Annotated in this window: 17 protein-coding genes and 2 pseudogenes; 8 read left to right on the top strand and 11 right to left on the bottom strand. The window is 69.0% G+C overall.

Annotation, left to right across the window (positions count from 1 at the left end; genetic code table 11):
• A partial coding sequence (locus A5673_RS16280) for a VWA domain-containing protein (protein WP_156748291.1) occupies positions 1-442 on the bottom strand: 442 nt, incomplete at its 3' end.
• Between the two features lie 81 nt (positions 443-523).
• Between A5673_RS16280 and A5673_RS16275 the strand changes: the two genes are divergently transcribed.
• Positions 524-1,669: an amidohydrolase family protein gene (locus A5673_RS16275; protein WP_068234302.1), complete on the top strand. Its 1,146-nt coding sequence runs from the start codon at positions 524-526 to the stop codon at positions 1,667-1,669.
• A 25-nt stretch (positions 1,670-1,694) separates the two neighbouring features.
• On the opposite strand, the gene A5673_RS30440 is transcribed toward A5673_RS16275, so the two are convergent.
• A complete protein-coding gene (locus A5673_RS30440; protein ID WP_304442575.1) occupies positions 1,695-1,949 on the bottom strand; it encodes a DivIVA domain-containing protein in 255 nt (84 codons plus the stop codon).
• Positions 1,947-2,072, bottom strand: a pseudogene (locus A5673_RS30060) (DivIVA domain-containing protein); the annotation flags it as partial. The gene A5673_RS30440 and the pseudogene A5673_RS30060, both read right to left, overlap by 3 nt.
• Before the next feature lie 133 nt (positions 2,073-2,205).
• Between A5673_RS30060 and A5673_RS16265 the strand changes: the two are divergent.
• Positions 2,206-2,490, top strand: coding sequence for a GlsB/YeaQ/YmgE family stress response membrane protein (locus tag A5673_RS16265; protein ID WP_068234297.1), 285 nt, complete (start codon positions 2,206-2,208; stop codon positions 2,488-2,490).
• 32 nt (positions 2,491-2,522) lie between these two features.
• On the opposite strand, the gene A5673_RS16260 is transcribed toward A5673_RS16265, so the two are convergent.
• The 3 genes from A5673_RS16260 to A5673_RS16250 are packed head-to-tail and all read right to left on the bottom strand — an operon-like array spanning position 2,523 to position 5,283.
• On the bottom strand, positions 2,523-3,605 hold the full coding sequence (locus tag A5673_RS16260) for an adenosine deaminase (RefSeq protein WP_068234294.1): 1,083 nt from the start codon (positions 3,603-3,605) through the stop codon (positions 2,523-2,525).
• Positions 3,602-4,888 carry a thymidine phosphorylase gene (locus A5673_RS16255; protein WP_068234314.1) on the bottom strand — a complete coding sequence of 429 codons (1,287 nt, stop codon included), beginning with the start codon at positions 4,886-4,888 and terminating at the stop codon, positions 3,602-3,604. Before A5673_RS16255 ends, A5673_RS16260 begins: the two co-directional genes overlap by 4 nt.
• Positions 4,885-5,283, bottom strand: a complete 399-nt coding sequence (locus tag A5673_RS16250; protein ID WP_068234291.1) for a cytidine deaminase — start codon at positions 5,281-5,283, stop codon at positions 4,885-4,887. Before A5673_RS16250 ends, A5673_RS16255 begins: the two co-directional genes overlap by 4 nt.
• 231 nt (positions 5,284-5,514) lie before the next feature.
• On the opposite strand from A5673_RS16250, the gene sdhC reads away from it, so the two are divergent.
• The 4 genes from sdhC to A5673_RS16230 are packed head-to-tail and all read left to right on the top strand — an operon-like array spanning position 5,515 to position 8,891.
• Positions 5,515-5,853 (top strand): succinate dehydrogenase, cytochrome b556 subunit, encoded by a 339-nt coding sequence (sdhC, locus tag A5673_RS16245; protein WP_068234288.1) that lies wholly within the window; start codon positions 5,515-5,517, stop codon positions 5,851-5,853.
• Positions 5,850-6,332 (top strand): succinate dehydrogenase hydrophobic membrane anchor subunit, encoded by a 483-nt coding sequence (locus tag A5673_RS16240; protein WP_068234285.1) that lies wholly within the window; start codon positions 5,850-5,852, stop codon positions 6,330-6,332. Before sdhC ends, A5673_RS16240 begins: the two co-directional genes overlap by 4 nt.
• A gap of 4 nt (positions 6,333-6,336) precedes the next feature.
• A complete protein-coding gene (gene sdhA / locus A5673_RS16235) occupies positions 6,337-8,091 on the top strand; it encodes a succinate dehydrogenase flavoprotein subunit (protein ID WP_068234283.1) in 1,755 nt (584 codons plus the stop codon).
• Entirely contained in the window at positions 8,091-8,891 is an 801-nt protein-coding gene (locus tag A5673_RS16230; protein ID WP_068234277.1) for a succinate dehydrogenase iron-sulfur subunit, read from the top strand. Before sdhA ends, A5673_RS16230 begins: the two co-directional genes overlap by 1 nt.
• A 4-nt stretch (positions 8,892-8,895) precedes the next feature.
• On the opposite strand, the gene A5673_RS16225 is transcribed toward A5673_RS16230, so the two are convergent.
• Together A5673_RS16225 and A5673_RS16220 are read right to left on the bottom strand one after the other, a co-directional pair.
• Positions 8,896-11,457: a serine/threonine-protein kinase PknD gene (locus A5673_RS16225; RefSeq protein ID WP_156748287.1), complete on the bottom strand. Its 2,562-nt coding sequence runs from the start codon at positions 11,455-11,457 to the stop codon at positions 8,896-8,898.
• Between the two features lie 144 nt (positions 11,458-11,601).
• Positions 11,602-12,666, bottom strand: a complete 1,065-nt coding sequence (locus A5673_RS16220; RefSeq protein WP_068234271.1) for a diguanylate cyclase — start codon at positions 12,664-12,666, stop codon at positions 11,602-11,604.
• A 79-nt stretch (positions 12,667-12,745) separates the two neighbouring features.
• Between A5673_RS16220 and A5673_RS16215 the strand changes: the two are divergent.
• Positions 12,746-13,384 (top strand): annotated as a pseudogene (locus A5673_RS16215) (carboxymuconolactone decarboxylase family protein); the annotation flags it as partial.
• Here A5673_RS16215 and A5673_RS16210 read toward each other — a convergent pair.
• Together A5673_RS16210 and A5673_RS16205 are read right to left on the bottom strand one after the other, a co-directional pair.
• The gene (locus A5673_RS16210) at positions 13,350-14,258 is read right to left on the bottom strand and encodes a sigma-70 family RNA polymerase sigma factor (RefSeq protein ID WP_068234266.1); all 909 of its coding nucleotides are present in this window, start codon (positions 14,256-14,258) and stop codon (positions 13,350-13,352) included. The pseudogene A5673_RS16215 and the gene A5673_RS16210 sit on opposite strands and share 35 nt — an antisense overlap.
• A 31-nt stretch (positions 14,259-14,289) precedes the next feature.
• Positions 14,290-14,850, bottom strand: coding sequence for a VOC family protein (locus tag A5673_RS16205; RefSeq protein WP_068234263.1), 561 nt, complete (start codon positions 14,848-14,850; stop codon positions 14,290-14,292).
• Positions 14,851-14,947: 97 nt separating this feature from the next.
• Here A5673_RS16205 and A5673_RS16200 point away from each other — a divergent pair, with 97 nt between their 5' ends.
• Positions 14,948-16,279, top strand: coding sequence for an aspartate aminotransferase family protein (locus tag A5673_RS16200; RefSeq protein WP_068234260.1), 1,332 nt, complete (start codon positions 14,948-14,950; stop codon positions 16,277-16,279).
• Here the strand turns inward: A5673_RS16200 and A5673_RS16195 are convergent.
• A complete protein-coding gene (locus tag A5673_RS16195) occupies positions 16,254-16,505 on the bottom strand; it encodes a hypothetical protein (protein ID WP_068234310.1) in 252 nt (83 codons plus the stop codon). The genes A5673_RS16200 and A5673_RS16195 overlap by 26 nt on opposite strands.
• Positions 16,506-16,713 lie beyond the last annotated feature (208 nt).

Genomic DNA, 16,713 nt, shown 5'->3' with positions numbered 1-16,713 from the left:
CGTTGGCCGCGAACTCCACCAGTCCCAGGTTGATGGCCGGCGTCAGCTCGTCGGCGAATTTCTTGCCCGCCTCCTGCGCGGCGGCCAGCCGGGTCGGGGCGACGTCGGTGGCGGCCATCGATTCCGAGACGTCGATGACCAACACCACGACGGCGCGGTTGAGCGGGATCCGGATGTCGGAAGTCGGCCCGGCCATCGCGGTGGTCAGCAGCGCCAACGCCGCGGCCAGCAGGGCCGTCGGCACGTGCCGCCACCGGCCGGGGCGCGGCGGCGCAACCCGCTCCAGCACCTCCATGTTGGCGAACCGCAGCACCCGGCGCCGCCGGGCGAATTGCACCGCGACGTAGATCCCTATCACCAGCAGGACGACCAGCAGGACCAGGAAGAACCAGGCGTGCTGGAAGCCCGTGAGGGACACCGGCCCCAGCAGCGGCAGCTTCATGTCCAGCCACACTATGCGGCGAATGTCGAGCCTGCACGGGCTCCCTTGACGCGGCGGGGCGTCGGTGGGACAACTGGCGGTGTGACCCGCATCGTGGACTCGGACCAGCACCTCTACGAGGGCCGTTCGCTGTGGGCCGACCACATCGACCCGGCGGCGCGCGACGACGCGCTGGGCCTGGTCGACGACGAGCGCGGCTACACCTGGCTCAGCTGGCGCGGCGCGCGCCTCGCCCTGGCCGACGTCCACCTGCCCGGCGACACCGCGTCCTGCGGGGAGCACCGCAAGCGGCAGCGCGCCGGCGAGGCCGCCTCCTACCGGTACGACGAGGCGCTGCCGGCCGCCTACTGGGAGCCGGCGGCGCGCCTGGACTGGCTCGACGGCGCGGGCCTCGACGAGGCGGTCCTGTTCCCCAACTTCGGCCTGCTCTGGGAGCGCCGCCTGTCGACGTCGCTTCCGGCGATGACGGCCAACATGACGGCGTGGAACAGGTGGTGCGCGGCCGTGCGCGCCGAGGGTGGCGGGCGGCTGCACCCGGTCGCCCACCTCACGTTGCGCGACCCGGACTGGCTCGAGGCCGAGCTCGGCGCGCTGGCGGGCGCCGGGGTCACCCTGGCCATGATCGGCGCCGGGCCGGTGGACGGCCGGGAGCTGTCACACCCCGCGCACGACCGGATTTGGGCCGCCTTCGCCGACCACGCCGTCACGCCGGTGTTCCACGTCGCCGACCAGGTGCGCGTTTTCGACGATTGCTGGTACTCCGACGAGCCGGGCGACGACCTGGTGCCCGCCACCGAGGCGGTGTTCCTGTGGGTGCCGCCGGCGCTGGCGCTGTCCGACCTGATCCTGCACGGCGTCTTCGAGCGGCATCCGCGGCTGCGCTTCGGCGTGGTCGAGCTCAGCTCCGCCTGGGTGCCGCCGTTTCTGCTGATGCTCGACGGCGCGGCCGCTTTCACGGCCCAGCTCAACGGCAAGCCGGTGGCCCCGCTGGCCCGTCGGCCGAGCGAGTACTTCCTCGACCACGTCCGGGTGTCCTCCTTCTCCTACGAGAACCCCAAGCAGCTGGCCGCTCAGAGCGGCGACGTGTTCATGTTCTGCAGCGACTACCCCCACTCCGAGGGGACGGCCACGCCGCTGGACGACTACCGGCGGATGGGTTGCGCCGAGCCCGACCTGCCGGGGCTCTTCCACGGCAACGTCGATTCGCTGCTCCACCCGGCGTTCTGACGGGGGCCGCGGCGCCTTCGCACCGTCAATCGGCGACCCACCGGAGGATGCCGGCGACAACGTTGAACAACCGGCGGCCCGTCGACTCCTGGGCACGATCGCGCGCGTGCGACCGGGGGGTGGGGGGCGCGCCGGATCCCGGTTGAAGCTGCGCCGCAACGGCTTCGAGGAACTGGTCGACCTCGTCGCGGTTGTAGCCGCGCATGCCGATGGGCGGCTTGGAGAAGGCCACGTGGCGAACCTGGTCCGCGGTCAGGGCGCGGCCGGCCGGATCCCGCAAAGCCGCCTCGACGACGTCGAGAAACGCGTCGACCTCGTCTTCGTTGTAGCCCCGCTTGCCGATGGGCGGCTTGCCGAAAGCCACATTGTGGACCTGCTCGGCGGTGAGGCGACCTTGCTCCATCCGTGCATCGTCTCACCGCGCGAGCCGACAGGACAGAGATTGTTCAGAGGCGCAAGGGGTTACAAGCCCGGCGGTTCGGGGAACCCGCAATCAGACGGCGCCCACTCGGGGAGCCGCTACGACAGGAGCTGCAATGATCGGATCAATCATCCTGGCGATCATCGTGGGCGCGATCATCGGTGTGGTGGCCCGCCTCGTGATGCCCGGCAAACAAACCGTCGGCATGATCATGACGGTGATTCTCGGCGCCGTGGGTGGCCTGATCGGTTCGGCGGTCGCCGGCCAGTTCGGATACCACAACGCCAACGGCGGAATCGCCTGGATTCCGTTCTTCATCGGGGTCGCCGCCGCCGTCGTCCTCATCGCGATCTACGAGGCCGTGACGGGCCGCCGCCACCACACCGACCTGCCCCGGTAGGTCCGCGCCGAACAAGGGCTGGCGATCGTCGACTAACCGATCAGCACCGCGTAGCGCGGCTTGATCACCTCGTCGATGATCGCCAGCCGTTCGTCGAACGGGATGAAGGCCGACTTCATCGCGTTGATGGTGAACCGCTCGAGGTCGCTCCACCCGTAGCCGAAAGCCTCTACCAGTCGGTACATTTCGAGGCTCATCGTGGTGTCGCTCATCAGGCGGTTGTCGGTGTTGACGGTCACCCGGAAGCGGGTGCGGGCCAGCAGATCGAACGGGTGCTCGGCGATGCTCTTGACCGCTCCGGTCTGCACGTTCGAGCTGGGGCACAGCTCCAGCGGAATTCGCTTGTCCCGCAAGATCGATGCCTGCTGTCCCAGCCGTACGCCACCGCCCTCGATGACCTCGATGTCGTCGACGATGCGCACCCCGTGGCCCAGTCGGTCGGCGCCGCAGAACGCGATCGCCTCGTGGATGGACGGCAGCCCGAACGCCTCGCCGGCGTGAATGGTGAAGCGCGCGTTGTGGTCCCGCATGTACTCGAAGGCGTCCAGGTGACGCGTCGGCGGGTTGCCGGCCTCCGCGCCGGCGATGTCGAACCCGACCACCCCCTTGTCCCGGAACCGGATTGCCAGCTCCGCGATTTCGCGGGACACCGCGGCGTGCCGCATGGCGGTGACCAACAGCCGCACCTTGATCGGTCGGCCCGCGGCGGCGCTGGCCTTCTCGCCGGCGGCGAAACCCTCCAGCACGGCGTCGACGATCTCGTCGAACGACAGGCCGCGGTCGATGTGCAGCTCCGGGGCGAAGCGCACCTCGGCGTAGACGACGGCGTCGGCGGCCAGGTCCTCGACGCACTCGTAGGCGACGCGGTACAGCGCGTCGGGCGTCTGCATCACCGCCACGGTGTGCGAGAAGGGCTCCAGGTAGCGCTCCAGCGAGCCGCTGTGCGAGCGGGTGCGGAACCACTTCGCCAGCTCGTCCACGTCGGTGGCGGGCAGGCCGTCGTAGCCGATCTGGCCCGCGATGTCGAGCACGGTCGACGGCCGCAGCCCGCCATCGAGGTGGTCGTGCAGCAGCGCCTTGGGCGCCTTCTTGATCTGCTCGAGGTCCAGTTTCACGGGGCGATCCGATCGATGATCAGCGGCCGGCACGCCGGTGGGGTGTCACCGACGCCGAAACCGCCGTCCAGCTCGGCCAGCGCGGCGCCGAAGCGCTCGGGCGCGTCGGTGTAGAGGGTGAACAGCGGCTCGCCGGCCGCGACGGGCTCGCCGGGCCGGCGGTGAATCCGGATGCCCGCGCCCGGCTGCACCGCGTCGCCCGGGCGGGATCGCCCCGCGCCGAGCCGCCATGCCGCCTGACCCACTGCCATCGCGTCGATATCGCCCATTGTGCCGCCCCGGGCCGCGGTCACGGTCTCCGAACACGAACCGATCGGCAACGGGACCGACAGGTCGCCGCCCTGGGCCGCGACGAGCCGGCGGAACCGGTCCATCGCCGTGCCGTCGCGCAGCGCCCGGGCGGGATCGCGGTCGTCGATCCCGGCGAGGTCGAGCATCTCGGTGGCCAGCCGCAACGTCAGCTCCACCACGTCGGGCGGCCCGCCGCCGGCCAGGCGGTCGAGCGCCTCGGCGACCTCGAGCGCGTTGCCGACGGTCGCGCCCAGCGGGCGGTTCATGTCGGTCAGCAGCGCCCGGGTGGGCACCCCGTGCGCCGCGCCGAGCCGCACCATGGTGTGTGCCAGCTCGCGGCTGGCCGCCTCCGAGCCCATCAGCGCCCCGGAACCGACCTTCACGTCGAGCACCAGCGCCCCCGCCCCCTCGGCCAGCTTCTTGCTCATCACCGAGCTCGCGATCAGGGGCAGCGACTCGACGGTGGCGGTCACGTCGCGCAGCGCGTACAGCCTGGCGTCGGCCGGCGCCAGCTCGCCGGCGGCGAAGATGGCGGCGCCGACGTCACGCAGCTGCTCGCGCACCCGCCGGCTGGACAGGGCGGCGGAGAACCCGGCGATGGCTTCCAGCTTGTCCAGGGTGCCGCCGGTGTGCCCGAGCCCGCGGCCCGACGCCTGGGGCACGGCCGCGCCGCAGGCCGCGACCAGGGGGACCAACGGCAGGGTGATCTTGTCCCCGACGCCGCCGGTGGAGTGCTTGTCCACGGTCGGCAGGGGCAGGTCGCGGAAGTCCAGGCGGTCGCCGGACGCCAGCATCGCCGCCGTCCACCGGGCGAGCTCGCCGCGGTCCATGCCGCGCCAGAAGATCGCCATCAGCAGCGCCGACATCTGTTCGTCGGCGACCCGGCCGTGGGTGTACGCGTCGACGACCCAGTCGATGGCCGCATCGGACAACCGCCCGCCGTCGCGCTTGGTCCGGATCACCGTTGGCGCGTCGAATTCGAAGCCGGTCAAGGGCACTCCCCCGGCAGGTCCGCGGTGAACGCGTCGGGCAGCAGTTCGCCGAGGCGGCGGGGCCCGGCCGGATGGTCGATCAGCAGTTCCGGGCCGCCGTGCTCCAGGAGCACCTGGCGGCACCGCCCGCACGGCATCAGCGGGGCGCCCCGGGCGTCGACGCACGCCAGCGCGACCAGCCGGCCCCCACCGCTGGAATGCAGGGCGCTCACCACCCCACACTCGGCACAGAGACCAAGGCCATATGAGACGTTCTCCACATTGCAACCGGTGACCACGCGTCCGTCGTCGACCAGCGCGGCCGCCCCGACCGCGAATCGCGAGTAGGGCGCGTAGGCCCCGGTCGCGGCCTGGATCGCCTTGCCGCGCAGCGCATTCCAATCGATATCGGGCATGCGCACCTCCCTGCGATTCCACCGCCGACGGCCGGCTCGCGACAGTCACTTTAACTCTGACACGACCGTTCGCCGCGCGGACTGTTCGGCGCAACCCGTTAGCTGGCGGGGTTAGGCTGAGTTGCCCGGCTTGACTGTCGTTTCCACGTTAAGGGCGGTGAGGACTTGGTGAGTACTGCCACCGCGCGCAAGCGGCGACCACCCCGGACCCTGTATCGGGGGGACCCCGGCATGTGGTCGTGGGTGCTGCACCGCATCAGCGGCGCGACGGTCTTCTTCTTCCTGTTCGTCCACGTCCTGGACGCCGCCATGCTGCGGGTCAGCCCGCAGACGTACAACGCGGTGATCCACGACTACCAGACCCCGATCGTCGGCCTGATGGAGTACGGCCTGATCGCCGCGGTGGCATTCCACGGCCTGAACGGAATCCGGGTCATCCTGATCGACTTCTGGTCGCAGGGGCCGCGCTACCAGCGGCTGATGTTCTGGATCGTCGGCATCGTCTTTTTGCTGCTGATGGTCCCCGCCGGCGTGGTGACCGGCATCCACATCCTGGAGCACTACCGATGAGCAACCCGGACCTGCAGCTCGGGCCTCAATACCGGGAAAGCCAGGCGGCGCCGGTAAGGCAGCGCTTCTACGACCGCCCCGCCAGCCTGGACAATCCCCGATCGCCGCGCCGGCGCGCCGGCATCCCCAACTTCGAGAAATTCGCGTGGCTGTTCATGCGGTTCTCCGGGATCGCGCTGGTGTTCCTGGCGATCGGACACCTGTTCATCATGCTGATGTGGGACGACGGCGTGTACCGCATCGACTTCAACTACGTGGCGCAGCGCTGGCATTCGCCGTTCTGGCAGATCTGGGACATGGCGCTGCTGTGGCTGGCCGAGCTGCACGGCGGCAACGGGCTGCGCACCATCATCGACGACTACAGCCGCAAGAACTCCACGCGGTTCTGGCTCAACAGCCTGCTGCTGTTGTCGATCGGATTCACGTTGGTGCTGGGCACCTACGTGCTGGTTACCTTCGACCCGAACATCGGAGGCTGATGCGGTGATCTCCCAACACCGATACGACGTGGTGATCGTCGGCGCCGGCGGCGCCGGCATGCGCGCCGCGGTGGAGGCCGGGCCCCGGGCGCGCACCGCGGTGCTGACCAAGCTCTACCCCACCCGCAGCCACACGGGCGCCGCGCAGGGCGGCATGTGCGCCGCGCTGGCCAACGTCGAGGACGACAACTGGGAATGGCACACCTTCGACACCGTCAAGGGCGGCGACTACCTCGCCGACCAGAACGCCGTCGAGATCATGTGCAAGGAAGCCATCGACGCGGTGCTCGACCTGGAGAAGATGGGGATGCCGTTCAACCGCACCCCCGAGGGCCGCATCGACCAGCGCCGCTTCGGCGGGCACACCCGCGACCACGGCAAGGCGCCGGTGCGGCGGGCCTGCTACGCCGCGGACCGCACCGGCCACATGATCCTGCAGACCCTGTACCAGAACTGCGTCCGCCACGACGTGCAGTTCTTCAACGAGTTCTACGCGCTGGATTTGGTGCTCACGCAGACCCCGAGCGGGCCGGTGGCCACCGGCGTGGTCGCCTACGAACTGGCGACGGGCGAGATCCACGTCTTCCACGCCAAGGCCGTCGTGATCGCCACCGGCGGTTCGGGCCGGATGTACAAGACGACCTCCAACGCGCACACCCTGACCGGCGACGGCATCGGCATCGTCTTCCGCAAGGGACTTCCGTTGGAGGACATGGAGTTTCACCAGTTCCACCCGACCGGCCTGGCCGGCCTGGGCATCCTGATCTCCGAGGCGGTGCGCGGTGAGGGTGGCCGCCTGCTCAACGCCGAGGGCGAGCGGTTCATGGAGCGCTACGCCCCGACGATCGTCGACCTCGCGCCGCGCGACATCGTGGCGCGCTCGATGGTGCTCGAGGTGCTGGGGGGACGCGGCGCGGGCCCCAACAAGGACTACGTCTACATCGACGTCCGCCACCTCGGCGAGGACGTGCTCGAGGCCAAGCTGCCCGACATCACCGAGTTCGCCCGCACCTACCTGGGCGTCGACCCGGTGCACGAACTGGTGCCCGTCTACCCCACGTGTCACTACGTGATGGGCGGCATCCCGACCACCGTCACCGGACAGGTGTTGCGGGACAACACTTCCACGGTCCCGGGCCTCTACGCCGCGGGCGAGTGCGCGTGCGTGTCGGTGCACGGCGCCAACCGGCTGGGCACCAATTCGCTGCTGGACATCAACGTCTTCGGCCGCCGGGCCGGCATCGCCGCGGCCGGCTACGCGCGGGGCCACGACTTCGTCGACATGCCGCCGGACCCGGCCGCGATGGTCGTCGGGTGGGTGGGCGACATCCTCTCCGAGCACGGCAACGAGCGCGTCGCCGACATCCGGGGCGCGCTGCAGCAGTCGATGGACAACAACGCCGCGGTGTTCCGCACCGAAGAGACGCTGAAGCAGGCTTTGACGGACATTCACGCGCTGAAGGAGCGCTATTCCCGAATCACCGTGCACGACAAGGGAAAACGGTTCAACAGCGACCTGCTGGAGGCCATCGAGCTGGGCTTCTTGCTGGAGCTGGCCGAGGTGACCGTGGTGGGCGCGCTGAACCGCAAGGAGTCCCGCGGCGGCCATGCCCGCGAGGACTACCCGAACCGCGACGACGTCAACTACATGCGCCACACGATGGCCTACAAGCAGGGCACCGATCTGCTGAGCGACATCGCGCTGGACTTCAAGCCCGTCGTGCAGACCCGCTACGAACCCAAGGAACGGAAGTACTGATGGCTTTGGAACCAGGGTCAGACGTCGGCACCGCGCTGGAACCTCCGCTGCCGCCCATCCCCGAGGGAGCGGTGATGGTGACCGTGAAGATCGCCCGGTTCAACCCCGACCAGCCCGAGGCGTTCGCGGAAACCGGTGGCTGGCAAAGCTTTCGGGTGCCGTGCCTGCCCAGCGACCGGATGCTCAACCTGCTGATCTACATCAAGAGCTACCTGGACGGGACGCTGACGTTCCGGCGGTCCTGCGCCCACGGGGTGTGCGGCTCGGACGCGATGCGCATCAACGGCGTCAACCGGCTGGCCTGCAAGGTGCTGATGCGCGACCTGTTACCCAAGAAGCCGGGCAAACAGCTCACCATCACGGTCGAACCGATCCGCGGGCTGCCGGTGGAGAAGGACCTGGTGGTCGACATGGAGCCGTTCTTCGACGCCTACCGGGCGGTGAAGCCGTACCTGGTCACCACCGGCAATCCGCCGACGCGCGAACGCATCCAGAGCCCGACCGACCGCGCCCGCTACGACGACACCACCAAGTGCATCCTGTGCGCGGCCTGCACCACCAGCTGCCCGATCTTCTGGCACGAGGGCAGCTACTACGGCCCGGCGGCGATCGTCAACGCGCACCGCTTCATCTTCGACAGCCGCGACGAGGCCGCCGCCGAGCGCCTCGACATCCTCAACGAGGTCGACGGGGTGTGGCGCTGCCGGACCACGTTCAACTGCACCGAGTCCTGCCCGCGCGGCATCGAGGTCACCAAGGCGATCCAGGAGGTCAAGCGCGCGATCATGTTCTCGCGCTGAGGGGTTAGCCCGGACCGGGCGGGAGCTTCAGCACGCGGTTGTTGCCCGTGTCGGCGACGTAGACGTTCCCGGCGGCGTCGACGCCGATCCCCTGCGGATTCTTGACTCCGTTGAACGGCAGCGTCATCGAGGTGTTGGTGGCCCTGACGAACTTGGTCACGCGATTGTCTTTGCCCTCGGTCACGTACACGTTGCCGCCGGCGTCGACGGCCACGTCATCGGGATGCCCGACGACAAAGGGCAGCACGGTCGGAACCGTCGCGGTCCACGGCAGTTTCAGCACCCGCTCGTTGTCCCGATCGACGACGAACAGGGCGCCGCCGCGACTTACCGTCACGGCCGAGGGACACGCCAAGCCGGAAAGGGGCAGCTCCGTCTGCTCGGCCGACTGCCCGAGCAGCTCCACCACCCGGTTGTGCGCGCAGTCGCTGACAACGACGGCGCGATCGTTGCCGGAATCGCGCGGGGCGACCACCACACCCGAGGGGTCCCTGAGGTCGGCGAACGGCAGCACGGTGGGGTTGGTGGAGCCGGCCGTCAGCTCCAGCACCCGGTGCAGCTCGGGCTCGGTGACCACCAAGTCACCCGCGTCGTCGACCGCAATTTCCTCGGGGTGGTCCAGGCCGGCCAGCGGCACCACGGTCTGATTGGTCGAACCCGCGGCCAGTTTCAGCACCCGGTTGTTGCCGCTGTCGGTGACATAGACATCGCCCTGCGCGTCGACCGCGACTTCCTCGGGATTCTTCAGACCGGTGAACGGCAACACGACCTCACCCGGTGGCTTCGCCGGATGGAACGGAAAGTGGTTGGTGACTCGCAATAATGCGGCGCCGGCGACTATTGCGACCACCACCGCCGCGGCGAGAATCAGAACCTTCCCGCGGCCGAGTCTTTTCGGCGAGATGCGCGGCGGGTCGGAGGTCGCGGTCGGCCCGTCCTCCCCTGCGACGGCGGCGCCACTGACGGCGGGTGGCGGCGCAGCGTTGGCGGAGTCGTCGGTGAGGGCCGCGCGGGCGGCGACGGCCAGTTCGTGCGCCGACTGGTAGCGGTCCTCCGGCTCCTTGGCCATGCCACGTGCGATCACCCCGTCGAAGCCGACGGGTATCGCCGGGTCGACGCTACTGGGTTTGGGCGGCGCGTCCGCGCGGTGGGCGGCCGCCAAGCCCTCCACCCCGCCACCACTGAAAGGCAACCGCCCGGTGAGGCACTCGTAGAGCACACAGGCGAGCGAGTACACGTCGGCGCGCGCGTCGACGACCTTCCCGTCCTTGCCGGCGCTGAAGCGCTCCGGCGCCATGTAGGCAGGACTTCCCGGGGCGACGTTGGTCAGTGTCAACCGACCGGCATCGGCCTCGTGGACGAGCCCGAAATCGATCAGGTACACGAAATCGTCGCCGACCATCAGCAGGTTCGTCGGCTTCACGTCGCGGTGCACCAGCCCCGACTTGTGCGCCGCCTGCAGCGCTGTGGCAACCTGTTCGACCACCCGCACGGCCTGCTGCGGACTCATCGGTCCGTCGCGCTTCAGCACCTCCTTCAGATCCACGCCGTCGACGATCGGCATCACCAGATACAGGCGGCCGTCGATCTCACCCGTCTCGTAGATCGGGATGATGTTCGGGCAGGCCAGCCGGCCCGCCGCATACGCCTCACGACGAAACCGCTCCCGAAAGCCGGGTTCGGCAGCCAGTTCCGGCTGCAGCAGCTTGACGGCCACATCCCGGTCCAGGGCGGTGTCGTGGGCCCGATACACCGCGCCCATGCTGCCTTGACCGAGCCTGTCAAGGAGCCGATAGCGACCGAACTCCACTTCGGTTGTCGGCGCCGCGGTCGACGCAACGGCCGTGAGTGCGTTATGCGCGGCGGCGGCCAACTCGCGAACCGTTTGATAGCGGTCATCGGGATCTTCGGCCATGCCGCGTGCGATCACCTCGTCGAATCCCGCCGGAATCGCCGGGTCGATCTCGGTGGGTTTGGGCGGCGCAAGGTCCCCCGCAGTGCCCGCTATGGCGGGCTGACCGGTGAGGCACTCGTAGAGCACGGAGGTCAGCGCGTAGATATCGGTCCGTGCATCGACGGCATCGGTGCCACTCGCGGCGGCGCCGAAATCGGTGAGGTACACAAACGCACCGCCCACCAACAAGTTGGAGGTCTTCACATCGCCGTGAACCACCCCGGCCACATGGGCGGCCTCCAGCGCCGAGGCGACCTGCACGATCACCCGCGCGGCCACCGACGGGTGCATGGGCCCGTCGCGGCGCAGCAGATCCAGCACGCTGATGCCGTCGGGGACGGCCGGCATCACCACATAGAGCCGCCCGTCGATCTCGCCGGCCTCGTACATCGGGAGGATGTTCGGGTCGCTGAGCTGGGCCGCAATGCCGATCTGCCGCCGGAACCGTTCCTGATGGTTTGGCTCGGCAGTCAACTCCGGCGCGAGCACCTTGACGGCGACTTCACGGCTCATCATCGTGTCGTGGGCCCGATACACCGTGCCGGTGCTGCCGGATCGAAGCACTTCGAGCAGCCGATAACGCCCGAGGGCCTCGCCTTCCACCCCCTCCACGGCAAAGCCTCCTCCGAGCACACGAAGCGGTGCCCGGATGCTACCAACCGGTTCAGCTCAGGTCCGCCGGTTTGCTGTCAGGAATTTTTCACGATATCGGGCGAGCAGCCTCAGATTGCGGCCTGCGCCGAGGATCTGCCCGGTTCAGCAAAGTTCGTGATGATGACTTCGGTTGCCGCCCAACCGCTTGGCCTCGTACATCGCGGCATCGGACACGCTGATCAGCTCCCCGAGCAGCGCCTGCGGTTCGGGCGCGGCGTCGTCGAGACGCGCGCAGGCGGTGCCGATGCTGGCGGTGACCCCCGCGGCCGAGTCCGCGATGGCCCGGCACATTCGCGCGGCCAGCGACTCGGCGTTGCAGCCCGACGCGGTGCCGGCCAAGAGGAATTCCTCACCGCCGCTTCGCGATACGACGGCCTGGTTGTCGGCCGCGGCCAGCAGCGCCTGGGCGACCTGGACCAGCGCGTGGTCCCCCGCGGCGTGGCCGCACCGGTCGTTGAGGGCCTTGAAGTTGTCCAGGTCGATCAGCATCACGACCAGGTGGGAATCGATGCCGCGCCGGGCCAGGATCATGCCCAGCGCCTCGTGCTGGAACGCGCGCCTGTTGAGCAGGCCCGTCAACGGGTCGCGGTCGGCGCGCAGCAGGTCCCCCGACAAGGCGCGCACCAGGATCCGGATGGCCAGCGGCAGCGCGATGTTGACCTCGATCACCAGCCACAGATCCACGCCAGCCAGGCTGGGATGGCCCGATCTGGCCAGCGACAAGGCCTCCCAGGAGCCGACGGCGGCGGCCAGCGCGAAGTTGTACAGCACGAATCCCGTGGTGTGAAAGAACGCCAGGTAGGCGCCGAACGTCGCGAAGGCGACGCAGCCGATCAGCGCGGCCAGCGGGTTCGGGTGCGCGAGGCACGCCAACGCGACGGCGGTGTTGCACGTCATGGCGAAAATCAGCGATTGCGTGCGCGTCGGCCAGCGCCATACCCACAGCAGCATTCCCGCCACCCCGCCAGCGAGGGCAACCCACGTCATCGCCACCGGCACCGTTCCCTGCGGACCGTCCGAGCTGGACAGCAGCGCGACGAGGCACAGCACCATCGACGCGGCGATCAAGGCCATCACGGCCCGGGTGGCCCCGCTGATGCCGCGGGAAGCGAGATAGCCCGAGAGCCAGTCGTACTGATCGGCCCCCCGGCTAAACAGCGCGGTCATCGTCGACTCTCAATCGCTCCCCATCGCTACTGCCCGTCCAGCGGCTAGGCGCATCCTACGGCCCTGTCCCGGGCGCCCGTCACACTTTCGCACGCAACCCCGTCTGAGGGGTATGACCCAGAAAACCCGCCTCGAGCCCCTATCCCCCAAGCGCGCCGGCCTGCTGACCCGGACCATGTACCGGGTCGCCAAGCGACGCTACGGCCAGGTTCCCGAGCCGTTCGCCGTGTCCGCGCACCACCGCAAACTGATGATCGCCGGCGCCGTGCACGAAACGATGGTCGACCGGGCCTCCAAGGCGCTGCCGGTCGGCGTGCGCGAACTCGCGGTGCTGTGGACCGCGCGCGCGATCGGCTGCTCGTGGTGCGTCGACTTCGGTTCGATGCTGCAGCGGCTGGACGGCCTGGACATCGAGCGGCTCCAGGACATCGACAACTACGCGACTTCGCCACTTTTCAGCGACGACGAGCGCGCCGCCATCGCCTACGCCGACGCGATGACCACCGACCCGCACACCGTCACCGACGAGCAGGTCGCCGACCTGCGCGCCCGCTTCGGCGACGCCGGCGTGTTCGAACTGACCTACCAGATCGGGCTGGAGAACATGCGGGCCCGGGTGAACTCCGCGCTGGGCATCACCGAGCAGGGCTTCAATTCCGGTGACGCCTGCCGCGTTCCGTGGGCTACCCAGGAAGCTCCCGCAGCGGAGAGCCGGTGAACTTGTCCGGGTTTGCGACATCCCATAGGGCGCAAACCTTTCCGTCGCGCACCGTCATCGCGAGGATGCGCGGCCGCATCTCCCAGTGGCCGTCGTCGCCGGGGCTGCCCGCCGTGTAGGCACCCAGTTCGCCGTTGACCAACGCCAGCTGGTTGGCCGTGAAAAACGCCGGCCCGTAGCGGCGGGCCAGGCCGAACATGAACCGGGCCACCTTGTCCGCCCCTTCGATGACGTGGACCGCGGTGGGCGCCTTGCCATTCGAATCGCCGGTGAAAACCACGTCGGGATGCAGCAGCGCCACCACGGCCTCCAGGTCACCGGTGGCCATGGCGGCCATCAGTCGGCCGACCACCTCGTCGTGCGAGGGATCCGGTTCCGGCGGCGGCTGCGCGGTGACCGCCTTGCGGGCCCGCGACGCCAGCTGCCGCGCGGCGGCCGCGCTGGTGCCCAGCACCTCGGCCACGTCGGCGAACGGCACGGCGAAGCCGTCGTGCAGCACGAACGCGACCCGCTGGTCGGGCGAGAGGCGCTCCAGCACCACCATCGCCGCGAACCGGGCGTCCTCGCTGGCCACCACGGCGGACAGCGGGTCGCCTCGGTCGAAGCCCGTGACCACCGGCTCGGGCAGCCAGTTGCCGGTGTAGGTCTCGCGGCGATGCGCGGCCGAGCGCAACCGGTCCAGGCCCAGCCTGCTCACGACGGTGGTCAGCCACGCCCGCAGGTCCGTGATAGCCGCGTTCTGCCCGTGCCAACGCAGCCAGGCCTCTTGGACGATGTCCTCGGCGTCGGCGACCGTGCCGGTCAGCCGGTAGGCGACGGACATGAGATGTGGTCGCAGGGACTCGAACTCGCTGACCTGCTGCGCCGCGGTCATACCCAAGAGCCTAGGCAATCGCGCCGGGCGGTCACAATGACCGTCGGGACGGCAAGGTGCGCCGCGCCTGCCGGGCCAGGCCGGGCACGGAATCCGCCAGGTCTCCCCGGCCCGACGCGATGGTGCCGAACGCGCGATACGAAGCCCAAAGTTGGCGTGGCGACGGAACTCTCGGCAGCCACGCCAGCTCCCAATGGATACCGTTGATCGGCTCGTCAAAGAAGACGGCGTAGTACCCGGGCCAGTACTGCGGGTACGCCTTGGGCGCGTCGGTGACGGGAATTCCGCGCGGGGTCAGAAACTCCCGACAAAAGCGATCGACCTCTCGTCGGCTCCTGGCCCAGAGCGCGATGTGGTTGATCCCGACGGCCTGATCGGAGTGGACGAGCTTGTGCCCCGTGCGCGCGGGTTGAATCCCGATGTAGCTGTGCGGCGTGAGGCGGCGGGTCATGTAATAGGTCGATCGATAGTCGATGTCGAGCGTCGAGAAGCTCGCGTAACCCAGCCATCCGAACATCGCGTCGTAGAACGCGAGGGAATCCTCGTAGTCCAAGACGGCGAATTCCACGTGATGAACACCGCGCCAGCGCACCGTACCTCCCCGCAAACGTTTCTACTACCAATCGTAGTAAGAACGGTGCGGGAGCGGAAGTCCGTCACGACCAAGTTCGGCGGGCAGAATGACCCCAATGACTGACAACCTGTGGCTGCACTTCGCCCGGCACGGACCCGACATCGTCGCGCCGGTCATCACGCGCGGCGAGGGGGTCACGATCTTCGACGACCGCGGCCGCGGTTACCTCGACGGGTTGTCGGGGCTGTTCACGGTGCAGGTCGGCCACGGCCGCGCCGAACTCGCCGAGGTCGCCGCCCGCCAGGCCGGCACGCTGGCGTACTTCCCGCTGTGGGGGTACGCGCACCCGGCCGCGATCGAGCTGTCCGAGCGCCTCGCGCGCTACGCGCCCGGCGACCTCAACCGGGTCTTCTTCACCACCGGCGGCACCGAGGCCGTCGAGACCGCCTGGAAGGTCGCCAAGCAATACTTCAAGCTCACCGGCAAACCCGGTAAGCACAAGGTGATTTCGCGGTCGGTCGCCTACCACGGCACCACGCAGGGCGCGCTGGCGATCACCGGGCTGCCGCGATACAAGGCGCCGTTCGAGCCGGTGACACCGGGCGGCTTCCGGGTGCCCAACACCAACTTCTACCGCGCGCCGGACCCGGTTGCCAACGACGCCAAGGCATTCGGGAGCTGGGCCGCCGACCGGATCGCCGAGGCGATCGAGTTCGAAGGACCCGACACCGTCGCCGCGGTCTTCCTCGAACCGGTGCAGAACGCGGGCGGCTCGATCCCGCCTCCCCCGGGCTATTTCGAGCGGGTGCGCGAGATCTGCGATTCCTACGGCGTGCTGCTGGTCTCCGACGAGGTGATCTGCGCCTTCGGCCGGATCGGGTCGATGTTCGCCTGTTCCGACTTCGGCTACGTGCCCGACATGATCACCTGCGCCAAGGGAATGACGTCCGGCTACTCGCCGCTGGGCGCGATGATCGCCAGCGAGCGGTTGTTCGAGCCGTTCAACGACGGGAAAACCATGTTCCCGCACGGCTATACGTTCGGCGGTCACCCCGTGTCGGCCGCGGTGGCGCTGGCCAACCTCGACATCTTCGAGCGCGAGGGCCTGTGCGAGCGCGTCAAACACGACGGCCCGCTGCTGCGCGCCACCCTGGAGAAGCTGTACGACCTGCCGATCGTCGGCGACGTGCGCGGCGAGGGGTATTTCTACAGCGTCGAACTGGTCAAGGACCAGGCGAGCAAGCAGAGGTTCACCGACGACGAACGCCGGCCGCTGCTCGGCCGCGTCTCCTCGGCGCTGTTCGAGGCCGGCCTGTACTGCCGCACCGACGACCGCGGCGATTCCGTCATCCAGCTGGCGCCGCCGCTGATCAGCGGGCAGGCCGAGTTCGACACCATCGAGGCCGCCCTGCGCGGCGTGCTCAGCGAGGAGTGCCGGCGCCTGTAGCGAGCACCCGGTTGACCTCGTAGGAGGCCAGCAACACCTCCCGCGAGTGCGCGGTGCTCGGGCTGCTCAGCAGCCGCGTCTGCGCGTTGCACAGCCAGGTGAGCGCGGACCGCAGGTCGGTATTGGTCGCCCTGTCGCGGTGCAGCTTCAGCTCGTCCAGCACCCGGTCGCCCCCGGAATGCCGGACCTGGGTGCCCTTCTCGACCTGCTTGAGCAGTTGTTCCAGCGATCGCGGACCGTCACCGTCGCGCCGCCATTTCGAGAAAAATCCGTTGTTCGCCAATGGGCGGACCCTTCGGTGGGGGTAGTCAAGCCGGCCGCATGACAGCGTAATGCCTCGACGTTCTGCGGCCTCGCAGGGGATTTGTAACATCTGCCCCACCTGTCACAGCGCGGCTCCCGGGAATCGGGCGCCCGATCGCCTAATCTGCACA

Origin of the sequence: Mycobacterium sp. E3198, assembly GCF_001667015.1 — a bacterium.
Taxonomy (GTDB): Bacteria; Actinomycetota; Actinomycetes; order Mycobacteriales; family Mycobacteriaceae; genus Mycobacterium.
Note: the sequence above shows the minus strand (reverse complement) of the source record. Positions and strands in the feature narration are given on the sequence as shown.

What these genes read in the sequence shown, in the direction of transcription:
- A5673_RS16265 (WP_068234297.1), top strand. Translation starts at nt 2,206, where the DNA reads ATGATCGGATCAATCATCCTGGCGATCATCGTGGGCGCGATCATCGGT.
- A5673_RS16220 (WP_068234271.1), bottom strand. Translation starts at nt 12,666, where the DNA reads ATGACCGCGCTGTTTAGCCGGGGGGCCGATCAGTACGACTGGCTCTCG.
- sdhC (WP_068234288.1), top strand. Translation starts at nt 5,515, where the DNA reads ATGTGGTCGTGGGTGCTGCACCGCATCAGCGGCGCGACGGTCTTCTTC.
- A5673_RS16200 (WP_068234260.1), top strand. Translation starts at nt 14,948, where the DNA reads ATGACTGACAACCTGTGGCTGCACTTCGCCCGGCACGGACCCGACATC.
- A5673_RS16210 (WP_068234266.1), bottom strand. Translation starts at nt 14,258, where the DNA reads ATGACCGCGGCGCAGCAGGTCAGCGAGTTCGAGTCCCTGCGACCACAT.
- A5673_RS16250 (WP_068234291.1), bottom strand. Translation starts at nt 5,283, where the DNA reads ATGCCCGATATCGATTGGAATGCGCTGCGCGGCAAGGCGATCCAGGCC.
- A5673_RS16240 (WP_068234285.1), top strand. Translation starts at nt 5,850, where the DNA reads ATGAGCAACCCGGACCTGCAGCTCGGGCCTCAATACCGGGAAAGCCAG.
- A5673_RS16230 (WP_068234277.1), top strand. Translation starts at nt 8,091, where the DNA reads ATGGCTTTGGAACCAGGGTCAGACGTCGGCACCGCGCTGGAACCTCCG.